Here is a 23,715-nt window from a genome sequence, read left to right on the forward strand (position 1 = left end):
ACAGAGCAATGAGCCACTATTTCTAGGCGTTGCCTTTAATATCGGCGTGCTCCCCCTAACTCGTTTACTCGTCTTAACGCGCCATCTTCTCCTCAAGGATCCGAGCCCCACCATGAAATTCGATCTCGCCTACTGCCTCAGCCTCGACGACAAGTTGTCGATCTATGATGTTCGCGATCTCAATTTCGATGAGACGGTTGCCTTCGACTCCGCGAAGGAACACTTCCAGTGCCCCAACGATGCCTGTCGTTCGGCGTTCGAGGCTTCCAACGAGTTGGGTACGTTCAACGCCAAGAATGTGAATTACGTGCGCACGCCGCACTTCAAGAATCTGCCTACCACGCAGCATGTGGCGGGCTGTCCGTATGTGAGTTTGAAGGCTTCAGCGTCTGGCGTTGAGACGGCGGATGGCGAGGTGGATGACGGGCGTGAGGAGCACTTCCCATCGGAGTTGTTGCTGACCCGGCGTGAGTATGTGCGCAAGCCTGTCCCGCCAGCGGGGGTGGCGGATGTGTTGCGCGATGATCCGGTGCGGGTGGCGGTGGACAGTGGTAAAGAGTCGGCGAGTCGTGAGTCGGCGCCGGACAAGACCAGTGTGTTTGCGCATCCGGTGGAGTGTTTTGTTTCGAACTTCGCGGACAAGGAGTTGCTTAAGCGGATGCCGTTGAAGGTCGGTGAGCATTCGGCGCCGTACAGTTCGTTCTTCAAGAAGATCGAGTATCTGACGGACAACAAGGGGCTGATTTACTGGGGGCGGATCAAGAAGATCGAGGACTTCCACAGTGCCAGTTTTCGCATCGATTTCGAGGACAAGGTCTGGTTCAAGAAGCCCGAGGACAGTAAGAAGAAGCCGTATCCGGTCAGCGTTTATCTGAACAAGAAGCTGATCGACAACTACCGCAAGCGCAAGGCGTTTCTGGAAGAGATCAAGCACGCGGTGGATAGCGACAAGGCGTTGTTCTGTTTCTTCTATGGGGTGACGCCGGAGTTGAAGCAGGTGCCGGGCAAGAAGAACCCCGAAAAGCCTTTCGAGGTCTTCAATGCCAATATAGAGAATCTGGATCACTTCATTATTCGTGAAGCGCCGGGGCTGGAGTGACGGTTAACCCTGGGGCAGTTGCAGGTTGACGGCGCCGGGGTGTTGTTTGACGAGTGAGTACGGCAGGATCGACCAGTCGGGTGAATCGCAGGCTCGCTCGACGCGGGCGAAATACGCGCCGATGTACAAACCTTTTTCGGTGAAGTGCCAGTTGGAATAGCTCCAGTTATCTTCATTGGTGAAGTCGCAACTGTCTTCATCTCCGCCTGCCGGTTTCTTCATTTCATCCGGATACAGCGCGGTGAGTTGTTTGATCAGCCACGGCTTGAAGACTTCGCTTTGGTACTTTGAGCGTGCTGCGTCTTCGGCCTCGGTCAATGGCTGGTCACCACCTCGGTAGCGATCAGCGTGAAGGATTGGCTGACCCTCGCCCACCCAGAGCACGTCTTCGAGCGACAACGGATGGCCGGTTTTCACATCGATGTTAAGTGGTGAATCGCCGAAGTCCGGGTGCGCACCGCCGCAGTCGTAGCTGGTGGAGATGTTCAGGCTGATGACGCTGGGCGAGATAAATGTCGGGGTGACGTCCTGAAGGAATTCGGCGTAACCGCGACCTCGCAACTGGCAACCGTAGTAACTGATGGCCTCGTCCCACAAGCGCCCGAGCAACTGCTGGTTAACCCGTTGCAGATCTTCTTTTGGCATCCCGGATTCGATGCTGAACATGGACATCTTGGTATCAGGCTCTTCCCACCATTGCAGGGAGTAGCCCATGAAGTCCTGCTTTTTACCAGGTTTGAGTTTCAATCCCTGAAGCCGTAGATATTCGTAGGGCTCGCTCTTGGGCAACTTGGCGATGTAGGGCAATGCATTCGCCGGCACTTCGGGAAGTGGCGTATCAGTGACGAGTACGGGCAACTTTTTGCCCTTGGGGTTTTGCCATTCGCCCTTCCAGCCGCCATCAATCTGTTGCAGTTTCAGCGTGGGTAACGGCTTGCTCGGCTCCATACGATCACTGCCCTCTGTGAGCAGCAATATGTCATTTTGATAGGTGCCGTTAAGCTCTAGATCGCGGTGAAACTTCTCATAGAAGTAGCGACCGGTGACTTGCCCCGGGTCACTAATATCGACTTCGAAGACGATCGGCATTTTGCCCAACGTGCCGGTGAACACCATCCGGTTGTCTTCAGCGTGTGCGGTGGATTGCAGCGAGAACAGCACAGCGGCGCAGGTTGCCAGGCGCATCAGTCCCTTGAGCATTGATCGTTCCTTGAAAGAGGCGGAGGCCGCGCCGGCATTGGAGGGCCGGCGCGGATAAATTCGCGGCGATTATGGCGGGGTTACGCATGGTAATCGAGAGTCTGCGCTTGAAAGATAACGCCACCTCAAGGCAGTTGCAGTGCAATCCCGCCCGGATGTTGTTTGACGATTGTGTACGGCAGAACGCTCCAGTCCACGAATCCGCAGACCGCCGCGACGTGGGCAAATGATGGCTCGAGCTTGATGCCCTGTTCCGTGAAGTACCAACCCGGATAATGCCAGGGATAATCCTCGTCGTAGCCGCAATCGTTTTCACCCTCGGGGGTGACGGTCATTTCGTTTGGGTAGAGTTTCAGCAACTGTGCGACCAACCAAGGTGCCAGTTCAGTGTTGCGGTAGTTCGACCACGCTGTCGAAGAGCCGGGTGAGCCCGCGGCGAAATCTTCATATTCCTCGTAGTGCAACGGCTTGCCCTGCCCCACCCACAAAACATCATCAAGGGTCAGAAGCTTGCCTGTCTTGGTATCGATGTTGAGCGCGTCGTGGCTTTGATCCGGATAGGCACCGCCACAGTAATAGTCCGATGAAATCCGCACACTCATCACTGTGGGCGACATCCACAGTGGCTGGCTCCACTGCGCATAACTTCCAGAACAGCCATAAGACGACAACACTTCGCCCCACAAACGCGCCATCAATTGTTGGTTGATACGTCGACGCTCTTCGAGGGAGTAACCGGTCACCACTTCGAACAGAGAAGTGTCTGTCTTCGGCTCGGTCCACCACTGCAGCGTGTAGCCCATGAAGGTGTCGGTCTTGCCTTTTTTGAGGGTGACGCCCTGCAGTCGCAGATATTCGTAAGGGTACTTGTCGTGAAGAGTGGTGAAAAAGGGCAAGGCATCGTCGGGTACATCGGGGATGACGGCTGGTTCTAACTCGACCTTCAGGATTTTCCCAGCGGTACTCGTCCACTCGCCATACCAACCATGAGTTGTCGGCTGCAGACGAAGGGTCGGGCGCGAATCTTCCATCCGCGAACCTTCTTCCAGCATCAGTGTTTCCCCGTCCAGGGCACCGTCGAGTGGCAGATCCTTGCGATACTTCTTATAGAAGTAACGACCGTCTCCAGTGCGAGTGTTTATTTCGAGGACGATGGCCGCTTTACCCAAGGTGCCGGTGTACACCTGCGCGCCGTTGTCGGCCCACGTTGCAGTCGAGACAAACAACCCCATCAGAAAAAGAACAGCGAAAAGGCGTAACAATCCTCGGAACATCACTTCATCCTTGAATAAACGAGCAACTGCCCGCCAAAAGAAGCTGCGGATTATGTCGAGGTTGCGCGAGGGAATCGAGCGCTGTTGCTTTCAACTCAAGCACATGCTGATCATCACCATCAGCAACAGCCCGATGTACACACGCGCATGCACCCGATCCGGGATCCGCCCAATCCATGGTGCGGCCAATCGAATCCCGATGAGCGAGCCGACCGTCAGCACCGCAAACGCCAGCAGATCCACATACCCGATAAACCACGCCCCCAGTTCTGCCTGACTGAACCCGGCCAACGCCATGTACGTCAGCGTCCCGGCCAATGCCACCGGCACACTTAAAGGATTGGCCATGGACGTCGCTTGCGACATGCTCAATCCACAACGGCGCAACAGCGGCACGGTCATGACGCTGCCTCCTACACCGAGAAACGTCGCGATGGCGCCAATGCCTACGCCACCTACAGAATTTTCCATAACACCAAGTCGGCGTGGGATGACATCTGCATTTTGAGTGAGGAATCCGCGTCGTAACAGGCAATCGATAATGGTCACGCCGAGGTAGCCGATGAACGCATAGCGAATCACGTCGCCGCTAACCCACGCCGCCGCTATTGCACCCACGACCGCACCCACTCCGATGAACCCTCCCAACGGCCACAGGTAATGGCGGATGAGATTGCCAGCGCGACGATGTTTGTCGGTGGCGATCAGTGCGTTGAAGATCATCACGCAGGTCGAGGTGGCGACGGCGATGTGCATCGCCGATTGGCCGATCGGATCGTCGGCGCCGTGGCTGGCGGTGAGCAGGCGATACAGCAGCGGCACCACGACGAAGCCGCCGCCGAAGCCGAACAGGACTGCAGTGATGCCGGTCAGGCAGCCGAAGAGGGTCAGCAGTAAATAGAACATGTCGAGGCGTCCGTAATGGGAGAGCGGTCGACGATAGAGCGGTGGCGCTTGGCCTGCTTCAGCAAGTCAGCCAATAATGTTTGCGTTTACGCCAACCACTGGGAAACGCCTGATGCGCAATGTTTCGATCAATCTGCTGGATGACACGCCGCGCGCGGTGGTGGCGATCGGTACGGATTATTCCCACGGTCAGTTGTTGCCATTTCATACACATCGACGGGCGCAATTGTTGTACGGCGCGACCGGTGTGATGCAAGTCAGCACCCATGACGGCAACTGGGTGGTACCGCCGCAGCGGGCGGTGTGGATTCCGTCGGGGGTGGCGCATGAGGTGTTGATGCTTGGGGTCAGCACTCGCAGCTTGTACATCGACCCCGCTGCAGTGGATTTGGGGGAGCGCTGTCAGGTGATCAGTGTGTCGCCGTTGATGCGGCATTTGCTGATGGAGGCGGTGGAGTTACCGCTGACCTATGACTTGGGCGGACGCGATGGCGTGTTGATTGACCTGTTGTTGCATGAGCTGACGCGCAGTGCGCCGCTGCCGTTGCACATTCCGCTACCGACTGACGGAAAGCTCCTGTCTCTGTGTCAGAACTTTCTGCATCAGCCGTACGCCCATCAATCTCCACAGCATTGGGCCGAGCAGTTACACATAAGCTTGCGCACCTTCAACAGGATGTTTCGGCAACAGACCGGATTGAGCTTCAGGCAATGGCGGCAGCAGGCGTGTGTAGTTCTGGCGCTGGCGCGACTGGCCTCCGGTGAAGCGGTGACGCGTATCGCGCTGGACTTCGGTTACGAGAGCCCGGCGGCGTTCTCGACGATGTTCCGGCGGATCCTCGGGCAGGCACCGTCCGTCTGGTTGGAGGCGGCGAATTAGCGCAAATCAAAAAATGCGTTTGATCCCGGCCGAAAACAACTGTACAAAAACACAGTACATTTTCAATCAGCACTCTTGAGCCCGGAGCACACCATGGCCTCTCTTGCGATGAACCACATCCTCGAACGCATTGCCCTTTTCCAGTTCACCCCGACGCACTGCGTCCAGGCCCGAGCGATGCTGGGCTGGAGCGTGGAACAGCTATCGCGGGAGGCTGAGGTTTCGGTTGAAGACATTCAACGGTTTGAAGCGCAGCAGGATGTAGCGGATGCGGCGCGACTGGCGTTGGCGTATAGGTTCGAGGCGCGGGGGCTGGTGTTCTTTCCCGGGTTTGCGCCGGGGCGTAGTGCGAGTGTTCAGGGCGTGTCGTCGGAAGCGATGGGGCGTGGGGATTTTGCGATGGCTGAGTAAGACAATCGCCCCCGAAGGGGCGAACTGGGCGAGCTATCAGACGCTCTGCACCACCGCCTCACTCTCCCCTTCAACCGCCAACCACCACGCCTCACCGCGTTGCGGCTGAGTGATGTTAAACGCCTCACCCATCTGTGGCGTGGTAATGGAAATACTGCGTTCCCACGCCAGTGCCAGAATGCGGTCAAACGGTTCGTGCCAGGCGTGCATCGCGAGGTCGAAGGTGCCGTTGTGGATCGGGAAGAGCCAGCGGCCCTTGAGGTCGATGTGCGCTTGCAGGGTTTCTTCGGGCTGCATGTGCACGTGCGGCCATTCGACGTTGTAGGCGCCGGTTTCCATCAGGGTCAGGTCGAATGGGCCGTACTGTTCGCCGATGCGTTTAAAGCCATCGAAGTAGCCGCTGTCGCCGCTGAAGAAGATCCGTGTATCGCCGTCGATCATCACCCACGATGCCCACAGGGTGCTGTTGCCGTCGAACAGACCACGGCCGGAAAAGTGCTGTGACGGTGTGGCGACGAAGCGGATGCCGGCAATCTCTGCGCCCTGCCACCAGTCGTATTGGCGGACTTTGCTGGCTTCGATGCCCCATTTGATCAGGGTATCGCCGACGCCCAGCGGGGTCAGGAACAGGTTGGTCTTGGCAGCCAGTCTGAGCACGGCATGGTAATCGAGGTGGTCGTAATGGTTGTGCGACAGGATTACCGCTTCGATCGGTGGCAAATGGTCGATGCTGATCGGTGGCTGGTGGAAACGTTTCGGGCCGGCCCACTGCACCGGCGATGCGCGCTCGGCGAAGACCGGGTCGGTGATGAAAAATTTGTCGCGCAGCTTCAGCAGCAAGGTCGAGTGACCGAGGCGATAGACGCTGTGGTTGGGCGCTGCCAACAGCTCTTCCCGAGTCAATGCTTGCACCGGGATCGGCGCTGCGGGCCGAGTGTTGCGCGGTTTGTGGAAAATCATGTTCCACATGATCCGCAGCATTTTGCGCACACCTTCGCGCTGTACGGGCGCATGGTTGCGAAACAGCCCCTGATTCTGCCGCGAGGCTTCAGGCGTGGATGTGTTATCCGGGATCGAAACTGGATTGGCCATGACTGAATGACTCCAGAAAAACCGCGCAATTCACGGTTTTTCCACGGTGGGACGATAAATGGCCAAAGCTGCACGCAAAGGCCGAACTTCTGTTTTTTAAGTTGCGAGGATTAACGCAACATTACACTGCTCGGTGTAGTTTCTAGGTTGCATCAAAGCGGATGACAAGTAAACTGCCAAGTGTAATTTCATCTTTTCCCTGCCGAAGCGTACTCATGACAGCTCCACAGCGCCTCACCGACCGTAAACGCGAAGCCATTATTCAGGCGGCGATTGCCGAATTCCGTGCCCACGGTTTCGAGATCACCAGCATGGACAAAATCGCGGCTACTGCCGGTGTGTCGAAGCGCACGGTGTACAACCATTTCCCCAGCAAAGAGGAGTTGTTCGCCGAAATTCTCAACCAGTTGTGGGCACGAATCAGCGCCGAGCAAGCAGTGACCTACAGCCGCGATCAGCCGTTGCGCGAGCAATTACGGCAGATGCTGCAGGCCAAGGTGCAGTTGATGGCTGACGAAAATTTTCTGACCCTGGCCCGGGTGGCGATTGCCGCCACCATTCATTCGCCGGAGCGCGCGCAGAATATGGTGGAGCGAATGGGCGAGCGTGAGGAAGGCCTGACCGTGTGGATTCGCGCCGCGCAGGCGGACGGTAGGCTGAAAGCGGTCGATCCGGAGTTCGCCGCGCATCAGGTCCAAGGGTTGCTCAAAACCTTTGGTTTCTGGCCACAGATGTCGATGGGCCGAGCCGCCCTCGATGTCGAGATGCAGAACACCGTAGCCGAATCGGCACTGGAAATGTTTCTCGCCTGCTATCAACTCTAATCCGCCCTTCTCCTGTAACCCGCTCTGCGTGACCCTGCCAGTTGCCGCTGCATGAGGCCTGGAGGGTTGATGGCGCGATGGGTCAACCATTGAATTCATGCTGTCATCCGCAGGTGCCAGAGTTGCGAGTGGGCCTTAGTATCGGTTTGGCTCGCCATCAATTCTTGTACAAGGATGCCCTCGATTGGCTGGACGATGCCGATAAAGCGCTCTACACCGCTAAACACAAGGGCCTCAACACCATCAGCGTTACCCTGAGCAGGACTGCGACGGACAACGCCAACCCCCAAAAAGTTATACAAAATTACAAACAATTACTTTCTTGTATAAGTTTATGAATTTTTGTATAAGTAGCCATCTGCCAGCTAAGGAATACTGGCACTGAGCAGTCATTGCCGAATGCCGCCCGCGCATTCGGTCTGCCGGCGCGGAAATAGGGACTGAATCCTCGATCCTCCCCAATTCCAGAGTAGTGCGAACATGTTCTTCAATCGCCACAAATCCGTCATCGATGACCTTCAGCGCATCCTCACTGAACAAGCCGGCCTGCTTGATGCGATCAATCGCTCGATGGCGGTGATCGAGTTCGACCTCGATGGCGTGGTGCTGCGCGCCAATGACAACTTTCTCAAGACCATGGATTACACCGCCGAACAAGCGATCGGCCAACCGCATCGGCGTTTTTGCACACCGGAATTCGGCCGCAGTGCTCAATACACGGATTTGTGGTCACGCCTGAAAAACGGCCAGTTCCAGTCCGGTACGTTTGAACGGGTCGACAGCAAGGGCCAGCCGATCTGGCTCGAAGCCAGTTACAACCCGATCAAAGATGCGTCGGGACGCGTTGTGAAAGTGGTCAAGTACGCCATGGACGTGACCGCCAAGGTGCAGCAGGAAAGTGAGGCCAATGCCAAGTTGCAAGCGATTGACCGAGCAATGGCGGTCATCGAGTTCAATCTCGACGGCAGTATTCTCACAGCCAATCAGAATTTTCTGACGCGCATGGGTTACACCCTCGCCGAGCTGAAAGGTAAACATCACCGTTTGTTCTGCACACCGGCACTGGTCAACAGCAGCGCCTATGAGGATTTCTGGCGGCGTTTGAATCAGGGCGAGCTTTTCCAGGGTCAGTTCGAACGCGTGGATAAACGCGGGCAAACGGTGTGGCTCGAAGCCAACTACAACCCGGTCTACGACGCTGCCGGACGCTTGTGCAAAGTAGTGAAATTCGCCTCAGACGTGACTTCCCGCGTCGAGCAACACGAGCAGGACGCGCGCAGTGCCAGCGCGGCGTATCACATCTCGGTAGCGACGCGAAAAGTCGCCGAGCAAGGTACGCAGGTGATCCAGCAAGCCGCCAGCGAAATGCGCGAGATCGCCGAAGACATTGCCGAATCCTCAACGCTGATTGCACAACTGGGTGAACGCTCCGAGCAGATCACCGCCATCGTCAACACCATACGCGCGATTGCCGACCAGACCAATCTGCTGGCGCTCAACGCCGCGATTGAAGCCGCGCGCGCCGGTGAACAGGGGCGCGGGTTTGCCGTGGTCGCTGACGAAGTGCGGCAATTGGCGGCTCGAACCAGTGGTTCGACGGCAGAGATCTCCAACATGATCGGTTTGATCCAGAACGAGACCCGGCAGGCCATCAAGAGCATGGAAGGCACCCGGGGTCGCGCGGCTGAAGGGGTCGAGTTGGCGAATCAGGCGGGCACGGTGATTCTGCAGATTCGTGATGGCGCCAGTGAGGCGGTGGATGCGGTGAGTATGTTTGCCAATGAGCGGGTGCCGGGGTAATCGATGCAGGGTCAGTAGACCGAGGCGCGACCTTCGCGAGCAGGCTCGCTCCCACAGAGATTGAGTCGACCACCATTTTTGTGTGCCGACTGCTGATCCTGTGGGAGCGAGCTTGCTCGCGAAGGGTCCGGTCGCCACAACGCAGGGCTATAGTGACTAAACGCCCCACGCCCTGCCGAGTGCATCATGACCACTGAAAAACCCGCAACACCTGAAGCAGTCCCCGTCGATCACCTGCGCTTCCACCGCCGCCATGCCCACCTCAACACCACCTTCGGCAACGACACGTTCGCCCTGCGCGCCGAGGCGTTTGCGCGGTTCTTCGGTACGCCGATGTTCCTCGGTGCGCAAACCCTGATTGTGCTGTTGTGGGTCTGCCTCAATGTGTTTGGCGTGACCACCTTCGACGTTTACCCGTTCATCCTGTTGAACCTCGCCTTCAGCCTGCAATCGGCCTACGCCGCGCCGCTGATTTTGCTCGCGCAAACACGCCAGGCCGCGCGCGACAAGGCACAAGCTGATGCCGACGCGCAACATCGTGAAGCGCTGGCACAGGCCAATACCGAGCGTCAGGCCCAAGCGGCGAAGAACACTGCGCAGTTGCTTGAGCTGCTGGAGCAGAACACCCGCCTCACCGAGATGACCAAAAAGCTCACCGAACGCATCGCCAGCCTGACCAGCGAGCTGCACGATCACATGCGCCAGAACCCGCAGCGCTGATCACGGCAAACGCAGCGCTCGCCCCAACTCATCGAACAACGTCACCACCGAACGCAACGCCCGGCAATCCGGGCGGGTCAGCAGCCACAGCGCGGTGTCGTAACCGTGCAGCGGCTCGCTTAACGCCTGCACACCCTCGGTAATCAGAAAGTCCGGTAATGCTGCAACGCCGAGGCCCGCGCGAACCAGCTCCGTCACCGACAACATGCTGTTGCAGCGATAACCCGGGGTGACGCCGGGCAGGTGTTGGCGACGCCACGCAATCGTCGGGTGATCGGGTAGAAAGTCGTCCGGGGCGATCCACGTCAGCGCCGCCAGATCCGCCGCATCGACATTTTGCAGATAACGCGAACTGGCGCAGACCCGGTAGGAAATCTTCGCCAGTTGCCGTCCGACCAGATGCTCGGGCGGTGTACGCGTCAGGCGCAGGGCGATGTCGGCATCGCGGCGACTGAGGTTGGCGAAATCGTTGGAGGTGCTTAGCTCAATGGTCAGTGCCGGGTAATTGGGCATGAACTGCGCCAGCGCCGGCAGCAGCAAGCCTTGCAACACCGAATCGGTGCAGGTCAGGCGCACTGTGCCGCTGACCACTTCGCCGCCCTGCTCTACACCAATACGCGCGGCGTCCAGTGCCTGTTCGGCGCGTTCGGCTTGCTCGGCCAGTGTTTGTGCGAGAGTTGTCGGTAAATAGCCGGCGCGGCTTTTTTCAAACAGTTGCTGGCCCAGTGCGGCTTCGAGACGGCGCACGGCGCGGAACACTGTCGACACATCGACCTTCAGCAACTGCGAGGCCCGGGCCAGAGAGCCGCCGCGCACCAAGGCAAGAATCAGGGCCAGATCGGGATAATCGAGCTGATAGTGCGTCGCTGCATTGATCACTTGGGTAAACGCCCATATTGAGTGCGTGAACGCCAATCTATAGTGAGTGCCATCAATCAACAAGCGCAGGGAATTCCCATGGAAAACAGCGCCGTCCGTATCGCCCTGATCGGCGACTACGACCCGCAAGTCACCGCTCACCAAGCCATTCCCGTCGCCCTCGGGCTGGTCGCCGAACACCTCAACCGGGACGTGCAATTCGAATGGTTGTCCACCGTGCAGATCCACGCCGATACACCGCTCGATCGGTTCGACGGTTTCTGGTGCGTCCCCGCCAGTCCCTACAAAAGTGAAGCCGGCGCACTGCGCGCGATCCGCTTTGCCCGCGAACAGCAGCGCCCTTTCCTCGGCACCTGCGGCGGTTTTCAGCATGCGGTGCTGGAATTTTCCCGCAACGTAATGGGCTGGGTCGATGCGGAACATGGTGAAACATCGCCCGACTCCGAGCGCGCGGTACTCACGCCGTTGACCTGTTCGCTGGTCGAGGCGGTGGACAGTATTCACCTGGTGCCCGGTTCGTTGATCGCCAAAGCGTACGAAACGTCTGAGATTCGTGAAGGTTATCGCTGCCGCTTCGGTGTGAATCCGCTGTTCGAACGGGAACTATTGAACGATCGGCTACACGCCGTGGGTCATGATTCGTCGGGAGATTTGCGCGCGATTGAACTCAAGGATCAGCGGTTCTTTGTCGCGACGTTGTTTCAGCCGGAACGTGCCGCGCTCAAAGGGCAGATGCCGCCGCTGGTGCGCGCGTTTGTTGAAGCTTGTGGGGAGGCACGTTGATGACTGCCTGCTTTGCAGTGATTTTTACGTCGACTCGCACCGAGGGTGACAATGGGTATGCCGAGGCGGCTGAGCGCATGGCTGCGTTGGTCAGTGAGCAGCCGGGGTTTCTTGGTGTGGAGTCGGTTCGGGGGGCGGATGGCGCCGGGATTACGGTGTCGTATTGGGAGAGCGAAGCGGCGATTCTGGCGTGGCGGCAGCATCCTGAGCATCGGGTGATTCAGGAGCGTGGGCGCTCCGAATGGTATTCGGCGTTTCATACGCGAGTGTGTCGCGTTGAGCGTGAGTATCGGTTCAGCCAGTAATTGCAGGGTCATATTTTCGGCCGCCTTCGCGAGCAAGCTCGCTCCCACAGTAGATTTGTGATCGACGCAGATCCAATGTGGGAGCGAGCCTGCTCGCGAAGAGGCCCGCACTGTCACAAATAATCTCAGCCGCGCACTAGACTCCGCACCGCCTCAATCTCCGGCACTTCAACCTTGCTCATATACACCCGCAACGGCTCGGTGATGTTGATCCGGTCATCGATATGCTGATCCAGCAACAACTGAATCAACTCGCGTTTAAGCGTCATGGTCTGCGCTGTCGCCGGCGCCCAGACGAATTCATTCACAGGAATAATGCCGTCATCGGCCACGTCCATGCCGAACGAATCTTCGCTGAAGCGCACGATGTACTGACCGGTTTTGCGGTTGAGGCCGACAAACCCCTTGAGATCGTCGGCAGCCTGGCAGATGAGTTGGGAGGTGATGCGCATGGTAAACCTCACGAAAGATGATCGATGGTTTACACGCAGGGCAACTGAGCGGCGCGCCCTCTGCCGGAGCGTCTGCCGTGGGCAAGCGTACTGCAAACAGCGCCACAAAAGTGCAGGAAAAAATCGCTTTTAATACGTTTATGTCGGTCCTGCGATAGCACGCAATCGATTCAGTTGCTAAAAGATACGTCTTTGAAAATGCCCTGCGAAAGGAACTCGAACATGCCCGCTACTTTCACCAAAAGCGCCCTGGTCCTGAGCCTGCTGCTCGGCCTCGGTCAGGCGCACGCCGCCAGCCACAGCGATCCCGATGCGGTCGCTGCCGCCAACGGCATCCCGCACCCGGCGGTGATCGCTCACCGTGGCGCGTCTTTCGATGCACCCGAATCCACGGCGGCGTCCTACAAACTGGCTCGCGACTTGGGCGCCGATTACCTGGAAATGGACTTGCAGCGCAGCAAGGACGGCGTGTTGTTCGCCCTGCACGACGACAATCTGCAACGCACCACCGACGTCGCCAGCAAGTTTCCGGAGCGCAAGGACGCCTCGGCCACCGCGTTCACCATGGCCGAACTGAAAACCCTCGACGCCGGCAGCTGGTTCAACACCAAGTACCCGGATCGCGCGCGCCCGTCCTACGTCGGGCTGAAAATTCTGACCCTCGATGAAATCATCGACATCGCCCAGGCCAATCCGCAACACAAGCCTGGCCTGTACATCGAGACCAAAGAGCCGCAACTGTTTCCCGGGATCGAGAAAGACCTCAAGGAAAAACTGCAGGATCGTGGCTGGCTGAGCCCGGCCGGTTCGAAACTAGCGAAGAGCGCACTGGGCGTTGGTCAGGGCAAAGGCAAAGTGATTCTGCAAACGTTCGAGAAAAACAGCCTCGAACTGCTGCAAAAAGAAATGCCGCAAGTACCGAAGATTCTCCTGTTGTGGGTCGGTGAGGGCAGCATCGAGCCGAAATCGAAAGTGACTTTTGCCGAATCCGGCGAGAAAGACAAAAACGTTTTCTACGGTAAACAAGAGCCGAAGTCTGAAGCCGAATTCAAGCAATGGGTGGATTACGCCAAGGCCCAAGGTGCAATCGGCACCGGCCCTTCGGCGAAGTTGACCAAGGGCGGCGACCAGAGCTATTCGGATCTGGTGCAACCATGGATGAACCAGTACACCCACGACCAGGGCATGCTGGTGCACGTCTACACCGTCGACGAGCCGGTGGACTTCGAGAAAGTCATGGCGGCCGGTGTCGACGGCATCTTCACCAACCGTGCCAGCGAACTGTTGAAGTTCTACAAACGCCCGGCGGCTGGCACTGTTGATCAGGTGTTGAAGAACAACGGTTTCTGATCTGAATCATCGCGGGCAAGCCACGCTCCCACAGGATCTGTGCAGGTGCATGGCTTGCCCGTTTTGTTTGGGTTCGGGGTTTTAAGGGTGAGTTAAGTTGCGCCGGTTAATCTGAGGCCACTTAAACGAATCACCCCAAGGAACGAACAGATGAAAACTTTGACTGCCCTGTTTACTGCCGCTGCCCTGACTCTTACCGCTGGCTTGGCCCAGGCTGATGTTCGCGTTGACCAGATTCCTGAACTGGTCAAGTCGGGCAAGATCAAGTCGCTGGAATCGATGAACGCAGAAGCGCTGAAACTGCACCCGGGTGCGACTATTACTGACACCGACCTGGATAACCACTTCAATGGTTATGAGTATGAAGTAGAACTGCGTTTGGCCGATGGCACTGAATGGGATGTCGACTTCGACGCCACCACTGGCAAGGTGTTGAGCAACAAGCAAGACACTTGATTGAACGCACTATCAAAAGCCGCACGATTGAAAGATCGTGCGGCTTTTTTGTGTCTGGTGTTTGGCTTGATTGATGTGTTGTCAGTGAGATTTTCTCCCCCTCACCCCAGCCCTCTCCCCCAGGGGGGGCGAGGGGGAAAGGGAGCAGATCGGGGGCTATTCAAGGCCTGAGTTCGACTCGCAATCTTGCAGCCGACAAGGAAACACCAAAGACCTGAGTGCACCTCGATATTTCAGGTCGGCGTAGCTCAAATAGTCACCACGGTCAGTCCCCTCTCCCTCTGGGAGAGGGCTAGGGTGAGGGGAAAGGGAGCCGATCGGGGGTTATTCAAGACCTGAGTTCGACTCGCAATCTTGCAGCCGACAAGAAAACACCAAAGACCTGAGTGCGCCTCGATATTTCAGGTCGGCGTAACTCGAATAGTCACCACGGTCAGTCCCCTCTCCCTTTGGGAGAGGGTTAGGGTGAGGGAAAAGGCATCACGCCGAGGTGCTGACCAGCGAACCCGAGGTGCTCGAGTCAGAATCCTGCAAGGCCTGCAACAGCGAGGCTGTGGCGGTAGACAGGGAAGCCGAGGTAGCGGTGATCTGCGCCTGTGCGGCGGCTACTTCGGCAGCCTTGGCATCAGAACTTTCCTGCTTCGCCTGCGCCGCTTGCAGCGCTTGCTGCTCCTCCTGCAATTGCTTCTGCAACTCGGCAATCTGCTTGCGCAGTTCCTTCACCGAATCCGATTCTTCACTGCTGGAATCGCTGTCACCCGCCGGTGCCGCACCACCGCCCGCAGCCACTTTGCTGGTGTCCGCTTTCACGCCAGTGCTGGCGGCTGCCGTGCTTGAGGTATCGTCACCGACGTCGCTGATTGCGGTTTTGCTGGTGGGTGTCGTGACGGTCTGATTAATCGAAACAGAAGTGATGCTGACCATGGAAAGGCTCCAATGCCGGTTATAGATAACCGGTCATCGACACTGGCCGCATCAATTTGAGATCGACTGTGTACCGACTCGGTATCCGAACCGGTACACAGTCGATGGCGTCAGGCGCTCAGGCGCGCGGTGACTTCGTTCAGTTGCCCGGACAGGCCATGCAGGTTCTGGCTGGCGCTTTCGGTGCGCTGCACGTTGTCGAGGTTGGTGCTGGCGATCGAAGTGATTTCGGTGAGGTTGCGCGAGATGTCCTCGGCCACCGAGGTCTGCTCTTCGGCAGCGGTGGCGATCTGACGGTTCATGTCGCGGATCGCTTCCACCGCGTGAGTGATACGCTCCAGCATCGCGCCGGCCTGGGTCACCTGTTCAACGCTTTCGTCACTGCGCGTCTGGCCGCTGTCGATGGCTTGCGCCGCGTCCACCGCACCGGTCTGCACGCTCTGGATGATCTGGTTGATCTCGATGATCGACTCGGCGGTGCGTTGTGCGAGGTTGCGCACTTCATCGGCAACCACCGCAAAACCACGCCCGGCTTCACCGGCGCGCGCCGCTTCAATCGCGGCGTTGAGCGCCAGCAGGTTGGTCTGCTCGGCGATGCCGCGAATCACTTCCAGCACCTTGCCGATACGGCCGCTATCAGCTTCCAGACGACGAATGACGGTCGCGGTATTGGCGATTTCACCGCGCATCTGCGTGATCGAATGGATGGTGCTCTGCATGACCTTCTCACCCTGTTGGGCGGACTGGTCAGCATCGTCGGCAGCACGCGCAGCATCAGCGGCGTGGCGGGCCACTTCCTGCGCAGTGGCGGACATTTCGTTCATCGCCGTGGCCACCTGATCGGTGCGGTTGAACTGCTCGTTGGTGCCGCCGGCCATGGTCGTGGCGATGGCGTTCAGCTCACCGCTGGCGCTGTCCAGATCCGACGCACTGCGTTGCAAACGGGTGAAGGTATCGGCGAGGAAATCGCGCAGGGTGTTGGCCGCTGCGGCGAGGTTGCCCAGCTCATCCTGACGCTCACTGACCACACGTTCGGCCAGTTTGCCGCGACTCAATTGGGTGACGTAATCGATGAGTTTGCGAATCGGCTCGACCAGGTTGCGGTTGACCAGCCACAGGCTCAACAAGCCGATCAGCAGACCCGACGCGAGCATCACCAATAGACCCAGCCACACGGTGCGATCAGCCTCGGCACTGATCAGCGCCGACTGCGCGCTACCCTGCTTGCGCAACTCGGCGACCAGCTCGCTCATCTGATCGCTGGCGGCGCGGTCGACGCCTTTGACCGCCGCGTCACCCGCCGTCGGATCACCACCGGCCGCCACGTAGGCGTCGCGGCCCTTCTGGTAAGCGGAACCGAGTTGACGATGCTCATCACGCAAACGTTCGATGCGGCTTTTCAGGCTCGGCTCAATGCCTTTCTGGCTGGCCAGTTCACCGAGGATGTTCTGCACATCGCGCTGACGGTCTTCGAACTGGCCCCAATATTTGGCCAGATCCGCCGGTTGCTTGCCGCGCAGCAAAACGTTTTTCCACTCCTGCACCTGCACCTTGAATTGCAGGTTGGCTTCGTCAATCAGTTGCGAGGTGTGCAGGGGTCCGGCGATCAACTGGCTGTAGCTTTGCACGCCGTTGGACAGGAAATGAAAACAGGCCAGCGCAATCAACAGCACCGCCAGCAGGCTGCCGCTCAACAGGGCGAGAATTTGCGCTCTCAGGGATTTTTGCAGCATCTAAAGATACTCAGGACAAGGATGAGGCACGCCCGGTAAGGCGTGAAATTTTGCCGGACATCCATGTCGGCGAGCCTTGGCTCATGGCCAATGGCGCGCAACCTAACGCACCTGTGATCGGCGCGCCAGAGCGCTTCTTGAAGAAAATCCGACCGTCGGTAAGTCGCTGATTTGACGTCATTTTGCTGTCACACAAACGTCATGTGACATTGCGATGATGCGGCTCAGTGAACCTGCCATTTGCGCGACCGACGCCCCCTCCTCGCAGCGAGCCTTCATGAACCACAGCCTCGATATCAGCCATCGCGATCCTGATCTGTTTGGTCTGCTCTACGGCTTTCGTTTCCTGCCCGGCGAGCGTGGCCGAGAAGTCGACTCGGCGACGGCGTTGCGCTGCTTGCAGGACGACAATGAAAACGCTGAATTCCTCTGGCTACACCTGAACCTGGCCCACGCGGCGTGCGAGCGCTGGATGAAAAGTCATCTGCAATTGCCTGAAGAGTTTTTCGAGGCGCTGCACGAAGGCTCGCGCTCGACGCGTATCGAGCATGTCGATTCGGCGTTGCTGGCGGTGGTCAACGATGTAGTGTTCAACCTGAGCAGCATGGTTTCTTCGGACGTGTCGACGTTGTGGGTTTGTGTGCGCAGCAAACTGATCGTCAGTGCACGTCTGCAACCGCTGCACTCGGTGGACAAATTGCGCTCATCGGTGAAGGCCGGCGAACGCTTTCGTTCGCCCTCGGAACTGCTTGTGCATCTGCTCCGTGATCAGGGTGAAGTGCTGACGCAGATCGTGCGCAAAACCAGCCTTAGTGTTGATCAGGTCGAGGACGAATTGCTCTCCTCGCGGCTGTCGACCAACCGTGCCGAACTCGGTGCCAACCGCCGAGTGCTGGTGCGTTTGCAACGGCTGCTGGCGCTGGAGCCGGGTTCGCTATTACGCCTGCTTAATCGGCCGCCGCCCTGGTTGCAGAAGGAGGACGTCAAGGAACTGCGCAAGTCCACCGAGGAGTTTGCGCTGATCATCAACGACCTCACCGCCCTCGGCGAGCGGATCAAATTGCTCCAGGAAGAGATCGCCGCCAACCTCAACGAACAGAGCAACCGCACGCTGTTCACTCTGACGGTGGTCACGGTGCTCGCGTTGCCGATCAACATCATCGCCGGTTTTTTCGGGATGAATGTGGGCGGGGTGCCGTTGTCGCAGGATCCGCAAGGGTTCTGGATTTTGGTCGCGCTGGTGGCGACGTTTACCGTGATTGCCGGGCGTTGGGCGTTTCGCAAGCGCGGGGATTACTAAGAGCAAAGATCGCAGCCTTCGGCAGCTCCTACCTTGGAATGAGTTCCCCCTGTAGGAGCTGCCGAAGGCTGCGATCTTTTGATTTTGCCTCCAGATCAATGGTTGGGGTATTCAGCCAAACACTGATCTGGCGCAGTCACTCTGTAACATTCTGCAACGATCATGGGCGACATTCCTTCCCTCGCTCAGGATTGTCCTCTCATGGCTACTCCCTCCCTGACCGCCAGCCCCGCGTCCGCCGCCAGCGGCAGGCCGGCCCTTGATAGAAAAACCGGTCCGTTTACCTACGTGATCTTTTTTGCGGTGTTGGCGATGGGGATGCTCTTCACCGCCTACAGCCTGATGCACGACATGCACGAACTCGGCACGGTGGTCACCACCTGGACGCCGTTCCTGTTGCTCGGTGTGGCGCTGCTGATTGCGCTGGGTTTTGAGTTCGTCAACGGTTTCCACGACACCGCCAATGCGGTCGCGACGGTAATCTACACCCACTCGCTGCCACCGAATGTTGCCGTGGTCTGGTCGGGGTTCTTCAACTTCCTCGGTGTACTGCTTTCGAGCGGCGCGGTGGCGTTCGGCATCATTGCTTTGCTACCGGTGGAGTTGATTCTGCAGGTCGGTTCGTCCGCCGGTTTCTCGATGATCTTTGCTCTGCTGATTGCGGCGATCCTGTGGAACCTCGGCACCTGGTGGCTGGGTTTACCGGCGTCGTCATCGCACACGCTGATCGGCTCGATCATCGGTGTCGGTGTGGCCAATGCCTTGATGCATGGCCGCGACGGCACCAGCGGTGTCGATTGGGCGCAGGCAACCAAAATCGGTTATGCGTTGCTGCTCTCGCCGTTGGTGGGTTTCGGTTGTGCGGCACTGTTGCTGCTGGCGCTGCGCGCATTCGTGAAGAATCGTTCGCTGTACAAGGCACCTGAAGGCAACACCCCGCCGCCATGGTGGATTCGCGGTTTGCTGATTCTGACCTGCACCGGTGTGTCCTTCGCTCACGGCTCCAACGACGGGCAGAAAGGCATGGGCCTGATCATGTTGATTCTGGTCGGCACGCTGCCGATGGCCTATGCCTTGAATCGCACCATGCCGGAAGAACAGTCGTTGCAGTTTGCCGCCGTGGCGCAAGTCACCCAGCAAGCGCTGGTAAAAAGTGCGCCGCTGCCGACGCCCGCCGATCCGCATGCGGTGCTCTCCGATTACGTGCGCAGCAAGGACGCCACGCCACAACTGATTCCCGCCCTCGCCGCCCTCACCGGGCACATTGGCGAAGAAGTCAGGGGCTACGGCTCGCTGGCAAAAGTTCCGGCCGAAGCCATGGGCAACGTGCGTAACGACATGTACCTGGCCAGCGAAAGCATTCGCCTGATGGACAAGAACAAGGTCGGCAATTTCGACGCTGACACCAGCAGCAAGCTGCAACTGTTCAAGCAACAGATCGACAACGCCACACGGTTTATTCCGCTGTGGGTGAAGATCGCCGTGGCCATCGCGCTGGGGCTCGGCACCATGGTCGGCTGGAAGCGGATTGTGGTGACGGTCGGCGAGAAAATCGGCAAGACCCACCTGACCTATGCGCAAGGTGCGTCGGCGGAAACCGTGGCGATGTTGACCATTGGCGCGGCGGACATGTTCGGTTTGCCCGTTTCGACGACACATGTGTTGTCATCCGGTGTAGCCGGAACCATGGTTGCCAACGGTGGTGGGTTGCAGATGAAGACCATCCGTAATCTGTTGATGGCGTGGGTGCTGACCCTACCGGCGGCGATCCTGTTGTCAGGCAGCCTCTATTGGCTGTTCACCCAGATTTTCTGACCCTCCACAACTCCCGTGTAGGAGCTGCCGGAGGCTGCGATCTTTTGATCTTGTTTTTAGAAAGCAAAATCAAAAGATCGCAGCCTCCGGCAGCTCCTACATTTGGATGTGTGGTGTTGGTTAGAGCGCGGAGCGAATCAGATCGCCGAGCCAATCCATGAACACGCGCACTCGCAAAGGTAGGTGTCGCTGCCTGGCATACAGCAATGAAATGCCCATCGCCGGCGCGGTGAATTGCGGCAGCACAGTGACCAGTTCACCGTTTTCCAGATGCGGTTGCATGCCGGTGCGCGGCACCTGCGTCAGACCAAATCCGCCCAGGCACGCCGACTCATAAGCATCAGTGCTGTTGACCGTAATGCTGCCAGCCATCGGCAAGCGTTTAACCTGCCCGCCCTCCTCGTACACAAAGCCTTCCGAACGCGAGCCCAGCACGCCGACGTAATGCACCAGTCGATGCTGCGCGAGATCTTCCAGCGACTGCGGCACACCGTAGCGCTCGAGGTACGCGGGGCTGGCGCAATTGACCATGGGGAAGTCACCAAGATGTCGCGCGACCACCGATTGATCCGGCTGCGCGCCAATCCTCACCACGCAGTCGAACCCTTCGCTGAGCAGATCGACCCGACGGTCGGTGCTGCTGATTTCCAGCTCAAGATTCGGGTGGCGATCCATGAACTGCGGCAGGCGCGGCATGATCAGGCGCCGCGCGAGAATGTTCGGCATGTCGACCCGAATGCGCCCGGTCAGCGAGGCCTCGTCCTGACGGAACAAGCCTTCGATCTCGTCCATATGCGAGAGCAGATCCTTGCTGCGTTCGTACAGCACCAGACCGTCCTGCGTTGCCTGTACTTTGCGCGTGGTGCGTTGCAGCAGGCGTGTGCCGAGCAGGGCTTCCAGCGCTTGCACGTGTTCGGACACCGTTGAGCGGGGCAGTCCGAGGTTCTCGCCAGCGAGGGTGAAACTCGACAGTTCACTGACCCGCACGAAGGTGCGCAGCAGTTCCAGTTTGTTCATGGGGCACCTGTGGATTGTTCGGCTGAGCCGATCAGTGATTCCGGTTTCAGTCTGTTTATCACCACAGGACGGATAAATAAACTTTGATCCATCACCTGATCACTCACGGCAATCGAGGAAAAACCATGAACCGCAAAATCGCATTGATCACCGGCGCCAGTCGTGGCCTGGGCAAAAACGCCGCCCTGCACCTCGCCGCCCAAAGCATCGACATCATCGGCACCTACAACAGCCGCGCCGATGAAGCCCAGGCGCTGGTGCTTGAACTGGAAAAATTCGGCGGCAAAGCCGTGATGCTGCAACTGGATGTCAGCCGCAGCGAGAGTTTTGCCGGTTTCGGTGCGCAGGTTGAGCACGCGTTGCAGGAAACCTTCAAACGTCAGCGCTTTGATTTCCTGATCAACAATGCCGGAATTGGCGTGCACGCGCTGTTCGCCGAAACCACGCCGGAGCAGTTCGATCTGCTGATGAACATCCAGTTGAAAGGGCCGTTCTTCCTGACCCAGCAGTTGCTGCCACTGATTAACGACGGCGGGCGCATCATCAATATTTCCAGCGGCCTGACCCGTTTCAGCCTACCGGGTTACGGCGCTTATGCGGCGATGAAGGGTGCAATGGAAGTGCTGACCCGCTATCAGGCCAAAGAGCTGGGCGCACGGCAAATCGGTGTGAACATTCTGGCGCCAGGTGCCATTGAAACCGACTTTGGCGGCGGCGCCGTTCGCGACAATGCGGCGGTGAATGCGATGGTCGCCGACAACACCGCGCTGGGTCGTGCCGGTCAGCCGGATGATATTGGCGGGGCATTGGCGTTGTTGCTGTCGCCGGGTGGACAGTGGATCAATGGCCAGCGGGTTGAGGCATCCGGCGGCATGTTCCTCTAACCAACGCTGAAACACTTTCCCTGGTAGGAGCTGCCGAAGGCTGCGATCTTTTGATATTGTTTTTAAAGACAAGATCAAAAGATCGCAGCCTTCGGCAGCTCCTACACGGGGAACGAGGTTAGTTCTGGCAGGCATTGCGGGTCATGAAGCGCTCGCGCACTACGTCATAGCCCCAGTGATACACGTAGGTGTACGGCAGGAAAAACAGCAACACGCCGATGTCGAGCAAAAACGCCTGCCACAGGCTGACCGACAGCCACCAGGCAATCAACGGCACGCCCATCACGATCAAACCACCCTCGAACAGCAGCGCGTGCACCACCCGTACCCAGGCGTTGTGCGCAACGTTCATACGCGCCAGCAGGCGATCGAAGAAGCGGTTGAACACCACGTTCCAACCCAGCGCCAACAGGGCGATCAACACCGTCACCGCGCCCATTTCAAGCATCGGTTTTTGCATGATCCACGCCAGCAACGGGGTGCAGATCAGAATCGCCAGCAGTTCGAAACCGATGGCCTGGAAAATACGTTCAGTGATGGATTTGTTGGCAGTCATGGCCTGAGTCCTTGAGTGAAGATGGTTGCCATGATCTATGCTCGCATCGATACTTCATAACCAGTAACCATCGATCAAGGCGATAGTTGATGATCTCGCAAGAAGTGCTGTTGGCGTTTGTCCAGGCTGCCACGCAAGGTTCGTTTTCGGCAGCGGCGCGCAAGCTCGGGCGCAGCCAATCGACCATCAGCGCGGCGGTGGCCAGTCTGGAGATCGATCTGGATCTGCTGTTGTTCGATCGCAGCAGTCGCAAACCGACCCTGACCCCGGCCGGACATGTGATGCTGCAACGCGCCGAGGCGATTCTGGCGGCCAGCAGTCGCCTCGAGATGACTGCGCGGCAACTTTCCCAAGGCGTCGAACCGAAGCTGACCGTGGCGATTTCCGACACCTATCAGTCGGACCGTTTTGAAGCGGCGTTGGTCGGGTTTGAGCAGCGTTATCCGGATCTGGAGCTGGAATGTTTGATTGCCGAATGTGATGACCTGATCGAATTGGTCCAGCGTGGTCGTGCGCATCTGGCGTTCGCCGAAATGCAGGAGAGCTACCCGCCGGATCTGGTCACCTCGACCGTGGCCGAGCACACGGAAATTGCCTTGTTCGTCAGTCGTGAGCATCCGCTGGCGAAGCTTGATCACATTGATCAGCATGTGCTGGAGCAGCACCGCGAGCTGCGTCTGGCGACGATCGTCAATCCGTATGACAGTCGTGGCAAAGGTCGGGTGTGGTCGGCACCGAGTTATTTGATGTTGCTGGAAATGGCTGAGAAAGGCTTTGGCTGGGCGCCGCTGCCACGTTGGCTGGCGCAGCGCTTTGGCAATGATTTGCTGGTGGAATTGAAGGTGCGTGGCTGGCCTAAGCCGGTGTTTGTTGATGCTTTGTGGTCGCGGCTTTATCCGCCGGGGCCGGCGGGGAGCTGGTTGTTGAGCAAGATGCTGGAATAGCGGCGCAGCCAATCGCTGGCAAGCCTGAAGTCAAAAGCCCCTCACCCCAGCCCTCCCGAAACGTCGGACCGCCCGGAGGGAGAGGGAGCCGACCGAGGTGTCTTGCGTCAG

23 protein-coding genes and 2 pseudogenes are annotated in these 23,715 nt (G+C 58.3%); 15 read left to right on the forward strand and 10 right to left on the reverse strand.

The window, feature by feature from the left end:
* Positions 1 to 112 precede the first annotated feature (112 nt).
* Positions 113 to 1,099, forward strand: coding sequence for a hypothetical protein (locus F8N44_RS24420; RefSeq protein WP_150652084.1), 987 nt, complete (start codon positions 113 to 115; stop codon positions 1,097 to 1,099).
* Between the two features lie 3 nt (positions 1,100 to 1,102).
* Here F8N44_RS24420 and F8N44_RS24425 read toward each other — a convergent pair whose 3' ends face one another.
* The 3 genes from F8N44_RS24425 to F8N44_RS24435 form a co-directional block, all read right to left on the reverse strand.
* Complete coding sequence (locus F8N44_RS24425) at positions 1,103 to 2,299, reverse strand: hypothetical protein (RefSeq protein WP_150652085.1); 1,197 nt, start codon at positions 2,297 to 2,299, stop codon at positions 1,103 to 1,105.
* Positions 2,300 to 2,424: 125 nt separating this feature from the next.
* Entirely contained in the window at positions 2,425 to 3,573 is a 1,149-nt protein-coding gene (locus F8N44_RS24430) for a hypothetical protein (RefSeq protein WP_150652086.1), read from the reverse strand.
* A gap of 90 nt (positions 3,574 to 3,663) precedes the next feature.
* Positions 3,664 to 4,479, reverse strand: a complete 816-nt coding sequence (locus tag F8N44_RS24435) for a sulfite exporter TauE/SafE family protein (RefSeq protein WP_150652087.1) — start codon at positions 4,477 to 4,479, stop codon at positions 3,664 to 3,666.
* 112 nt (positions 4,480 to 4,591) lie between these two features.
* Here F8N44_RS24435 and F8N44_RS24440 point away from each other — a divergent pair, with 112 nt between their 5' ends.
* Both F8N44_RS24440 and F8N44_RS24445 read left to right on the forward strand, forming a co-directional pair.
* The gene (locus F8N44_RS24440) at positions 4,592 to 5,359 is read left to right on the forward strand and encodes an AraC family transcriptional regulator (RefSeq protein WP_150652088.1); all 768 of its coding nucleotides are present in this window, start codon (positions 4,592 to 4,594) and stop codon (positions 5,357 to 5,359) included.
* 93 nt (positions 5,360 to 5,452) lie between these two features.
* Positions 5,453 to 5,770 (forward strand): XRE family transcriptional regulator, encoded by a 318-nt coding sequence (locus F8N44_RS24445; RefSeq protein WP_150652089.1) that lies wholly within the window; start codon positions 5,453 to 5,455, stop codon positions 5,768 to 5,770.
* 36 nt (positions 5,771 to 5,806) lie between these two features.
* Here F8N44_RS24445 and F8N44_RS24450 read toward each other — a convergent pair whose 3' ends face one another.
* Positions 5,807 to 6,862: an MBL fold metallo-hydrolase gene (locus F8N44_RS24450; RefSeq protein WP_150652090.1), complete on the reverse strand. Its 1,056-nt coding sequence runs from the start codon at positions 6,860 to 6,862 to the stop codon at positions 5,807 to 5,809.
* 215 nt (positions 6,863 to 7,077) lie between these two features.
* Between F8N44_RS24450 and F8N44_RS24455 the strand changes: the two genes are divergently transcribed.
* From F8N44_RS24455 to F8N44_RS24470, 4 genes and pseudogenes are all read left to right on the forward strand, one after another.
* Complete coding sequence (locus F8N44_RS24455) at positions 7,078 to 7,686, forward strand: TetR/AcrR family transcriptional regulator (protein ID WP_150652091.1); 609 nt, start codon at positions 7,078 to 7,080, stop codon at positions 7,684 to 7,686.
* 570 nt (positions 7,687 to 8,256) lie between these two features.
* Positions 8,257 to 8,940: pseudogene (locus F8N44_RS32300) on the forward strand (PAS domain-containing protein); the annotation flags it as partial.
* Positions 8,941 to 9,048: 108 nt separating this feature from the next.
* A pseudogene (locus tag F8N44_RS32305) lies at positions 9,049 to 9,486 on the forward strand (methyl-accepting chemotaxis protein); the annotation flags it as partial.
* 186 nt (positions 9,487 to 9,672) lie between these two features.
* The gene (locus tag F8N44_RS24470) at positions 9,673 to 10,206 is read left to right on the forward strand and encodes a DUF1003 domain-containing protein (RefSeq protein WP_150652093.1); all 534 of its coding nucleotides are present in this window, start codon (positions 9,673 to 9,675) and stop codon (positions 10,204 to 10,206) included.
* Here the strand turns inward: F8N44_RS24470 and F8N44_RS24475 are convergent, their stop codons facing one another.
* Positions 10,207 to 11,148: a LysR family transcriptional regulator gene (locus F8N44_RS24475; protein WP_150652094.1), complete on the reverse strand. Its 942-nt coding sequence runs from the start codon at positions 11,146 to 11,148 to the stop codon at positions 10,207 to 10,209.
* Between the two features lie 15 nt (positions 11,149 to 11,163).
* On the opposite strand from F8N44_RS24475, the gene F8N44_RS24480 reads away from it, so the two are divergent.
* Entirely contained in the window at positions 11,164 to 11,868 is a 705-nt protein-coding gene (locus F8N44_RS24480) for a CTP synthase (RefSeq protein WP_150652095.1), read from the forward strand.
* Complete coding sequence (locus F8N44_RS24485; protein ID WP_150652096.1) at positions 11,868 to 12,173, forward strand: antibiotic biosynthesis monooxygenase family protein; 306 nt, start codon at positions 11,868 to 11,870, stop codon at positions 12,171 to 12,173. The genes F8N44_RS24480 and F8N44_RS24485 overlap by 1 nt, the downstream gene beginning before the upstream one ends.
* Before the next feature lie 125 nt (positions 12,174 to 12,298).
* On the opposite strand, the gene F8N44_RS24490 is transcribed toward F8N44_RS24485, so the two are convergent.
* The gene (locus F8N44_RS24490; RefSeq protein WP_150652097.1) at positions 12,299 to 12,625 is read right to left on the reverse strand and encodes a DUF2025 family protein; all 327 of its coding nucleotides are present in this window, start codon (positions 12,623 to 12,625) and stop codon (positions 12,299 to 12,301) included.
* Positions 12,626 to 12,847: 222 nt separating this feature from the next.
* Here F8N44_RS24490 and F8N44_RS24495 point away from each other — a divergent pair, with 222 nt between their 5' ends.
* Both F8N44_RS24495 and F8N44_RS24500 read left to right on the forward strand, forming a co-directional pair.
* Positions 12,848 to 13,975, forward strand: a complete 1,128-nt coding sequence (locus F8N44_RS24495; RefSeq protein ID WP_150652098.1) for a glycerophosphodiester phosphodiesterase — start codon at positions 12,848 to 12,850, stop codon at positions 13,973 to 13,975.
* Between the two features lie 150 nt (positions 13,976 to 14,125).
* A complete protein-coding gene (locus tag F8N44_RS24500; protein WP_150652099.1) occupies positions 14,126 to 14,431 on the forward strand; it encodes a PepSY domain-containing protein in 306 nt (101 codons plus the stop codon).
* Positions 14,432 to 14,911: 480 nt separating this feature from the next.
* On the opposite strand, the gene F8N44_RS24505 is transcribed toward F8N44_RS24500, so the two are convergent.
* Positions 14,912 to 15,355: a hypothetical protein gene (locus tag F8N44_RS24505; RefSeq protein ID WP_150652100.1), complete on the reverse strand. Its 444-nt coding sequence runs from the start codon at positions 15,353 to 15,355 to the stop codon at positions 14,912 to 14,914.
* A 110-nt stretch (positions 15,356 to 15,465) separates the two neighbouring features.
* The gene (locus F8N44_RS24510; protein ID WP_150652101.1) at positions 15,466 to 17,088 is read right to left on the reverse strand and encodes a methyl-accepting chemotaxis protein; all 1,623 of its coding nucleotides are present in this window, start codon (positions 17,086 to 17,088) and stop codon (positions 15,466 to 15,468) included.
* Between the two features lie 277 nt (positions 17,089 to 17,365).
* Between F8N44_RS24510 and F8N44_RS24515 the strand changes: the two genes are divergently transcribed.
* Both F8N44_RS24515 and F8N44_RS24520 read left to right on the forward strand, forming a co-directional pair.
* A complete protein-coding gene (locus F8N44_RS24515; RefSeq protein WP_150652102.1) occupies positions 17,366 to 18,388 on the forward strand; it encodes a transporter in 1,023 nt (340 codons plus the stop codon).
* A gap of 201 nt (positions 18,389 to 18,589) precedes the next feature.
* A complete protein-coding gene (locus F8N44_RS24520) occupies positions 18,590 to 20,203 on the forward strand; it encodes an inorganic phosphate transporter (protein ID WP_150652103.1) in 1,614 nt (537 codons plus the stop codon).
* A gap of 120 nt (positions 20,204 to 20,323) precedes the next feature.
* Here F8N44_RS24520 and F8N44_RS24530 read toward each other — a convergent pair whose 3' ends face one another.
* Complete coding sequence (locus tag F8N44_RS24530; protein ID WP_150652104.1) at positions 20,324 to 21,220, reverse strand: LysR family transcriptional regulator; 897 nt, start codon at positions 21,218 to 21,220, stop codon at positions 20,324 to 20,326.
* A 125-nt stretch (positions 21,221 to 21,345) separates the two neighbouring features.
* Between F8N44_RS24530 and F8N44_RS24535 the strand changes: the two genes are divergently transcribed.
* On the forward strand, positions 21,346 to 22,104 hold the full coding sequence (locus tag F8N44_RS24535; protein ID WP_150652105.1) for an SDR family NAD(P)-dependent oxidoreductase: 759 nt from the start codon (positions 21,346 to 21,348) through the stop codon (positions 22,102 to 22,104).
* Between the two features lie 118 nt (positions 22,105 to 22,222).
* On the opposite strand, the gene F8N44_RS24540 is transcribed toward F8N44_RS24535, so the two are convergent.
* Positions 22,223 to 22,660 carry a multidrug/biocide efflux PACE transporter gene (locus F8N44_RS24540; protein WP_150652106.1) on the reverse strand — a complete coding sequence of 146 codons (438 nt, stop codon included), beginning with the start codon at positions 22,658 to 22,660 and terminating at the stop codon, positions 22,223 to 22,225.
* Between the two features lie 89 nt (positions 22,661 to 22,749).
* Here F8N44_RS24540 and F8N44_RS24545 point away from each other — a divergent pair, with 89 nt between their 5' ends.
* Positions 22,750 to 23,604 (forward strand): LysR family transcriptional regulator, encoded by an 855-nt coding sequence (locus F8N44_RS24545; protein ID WP_150652107.1) that lies wholly within the window; start codon positions 22,750 to 22,752, stop codon positions 23,602 to 23,604.
* Positions 23,605 to 23,715 lie beyond the last annotated feature (111 nt).

This window comes from Pseudomonas fluorescens (assembly GCF_902497745.1).
GTDB classification, from domain to species: Bacteria; Pseudomonadota; Gammaproteobacteria; order Pseudomonadales; family Pseudomonadaceae; genus Aquipseudomonas; species Aquipseudomonas fluorescens_BM.

Bases quoted from the DNA above. Each gene is read 5' to 3' on its own strand.
- F8N44_RS24420 (WP_150652084.1), top strand. From the start codon at position 113: ATGAAATTCGATCTCGCCTACTGCCTCAGCCTCGACGACAAGTTGTCG.
- F8N44_RS24535 (WP_150652105.1), top strand. From the start codon at position 21,346: ATGAACCGCAAAATCGCATTGATCACCGGCGCCAGTCGTGGCCTGGGC.
- F8N44_RS24440 (WP_150652088.1), top strand. From the start codon at position 4,592: ATGCGCAATGTTTCGATCAATCTGCTGGATGACACGCCGCGCGCGGTG.
- F8N44_RS24500 (WP_150652099.1), top strand. From the start codon at position 14,126: ATGAAAACTTTGACTGCCCTGTTTACTGCCGCTGCCCTGACTCTTACC.
- F8N44_RS24505 (WP_150652100.1), bottom strand. From the start codon at position 15,355: ATGGTCAGCATCACTTCTGTTTCGATTAATCAGACCGTCACGACACCC.
- F8N44_RS24520 (WP_150652103.1), top strand. From the start codon at position 18,590: ATGGCTACTCCCTCCCTGACCGCCAGCCCCGCGTCCGCCGCCAGCGGC.
- F8N44_RS24485 (WP_150652096.1), top strand. From the start codon at position 11,868: ATGACTGCCTGCTTTGCAGTGATTTTTACGTCGACTCGCACCGAGGGT.
- F8N44_RS24435 (WP_150652087.1), bottom strand. From the start codon at position 4,479: ATGTTCTATTTACTGCTGACCCTCTTCGGCTGCCTGACCGGCATCACT.
- F8N44_RS24530 (WP_150652104.1), bottom strand. From the start codon at position 21,220: ATGAACAAACTGGAACTGCTGCGCACCTTCGTGCGGGTCAGTGAACTG.
- F8N44_RS24490 (WP_150652097.1), bottom strand. From the start codon at position 12,625: ATGCGCATCACCTCCCAACTCATCTGCCAGGCTGCCGACGATCTCAAG.
- F8N44_RS24495 (WP_150652098.1), top strand. From the start codon at position 12,848: ATGCCCGCTACTTTCACCAAAAGCGCCCTGGTCCTGAGCCTGCTGCTC.
- F8N44_RS24445 (WP_150652089.1), top strand. From the start codon at position 5,453: ATGGCCTCTCTTGCGATGAACCACATCCTCGAACGCATTGCCCTTTTC.
- F8N44_RS24515 (WP_150652102.1), top strand. From the start codon at position 17,366: ATGAACCACAGCCTCGATATCAGCCATCGCGATCCTGATCTGTTTGGT.
- F8N44_RS24450 (WP_150652090.1), bottom strand. From the start codon at position 6,862: ATGGCCAATCCAGTTTCGATCCCGGATAACACATCCACGCCTGAAGCC.
- F8N44_RS24470 (WP_150652093.1), top strand. From the start codon at position 9,673: ATGACCACTGAAAAACCCGCAACACCTGAAGCAGTCCCCGTCGATCAC.
- F8N44_RS24480 (WP_150652095.1), top strand. From the start codon at position 11,164: ATGGAAAACAGCGCCGTCCGTATCGCCCTGATCGGCGACTACGACCCG.
- F8N44_RS24540 (WP_150652106.1), bottom strand. From the start codon at position 22,660: ATGACTGCCAACAAATCCATCACTGAACGTATTTTCCAGGCCATCGGT.
- F8N44_RS24430 (WP_150652086.1), bottom strand. From the start codon at position 3,573: ATGTTCCGAGGATTGTTACGCCTTTTCGCTGTTCTTTTTCTGATGGGG.
- F8N44_RS24545 (WP_150652107.1), top strand. From the start codon at position 22,750: ATGATCTCGCAAGAAGTGCTGTTGGCGTTTGTCCAGGCTGCCACGCAA.
- F8N44_RS24455 (WP_150652091.1), top strand. From the start codon at position 7,078: ATGACAGCTCCACAGCGCCTCACCGACCGTAAACGCGAAGCCATTATT.
- F8N44_RS24510 (WP_150652101.1), bottom strand. From the start codon at position 17,088: ATGCTGCAAAAATCCCTGAGAGCGCAAATTCTCGCCCTGTTGAGCGGC.
- F8N44_RS24425 (WP_150652085.1), bottom strand. From the start codon at position 2,299: ATGCTCAAGGGACTGATGCGCCTGGCAACCTGCGCCGCTGTGCTGTTC.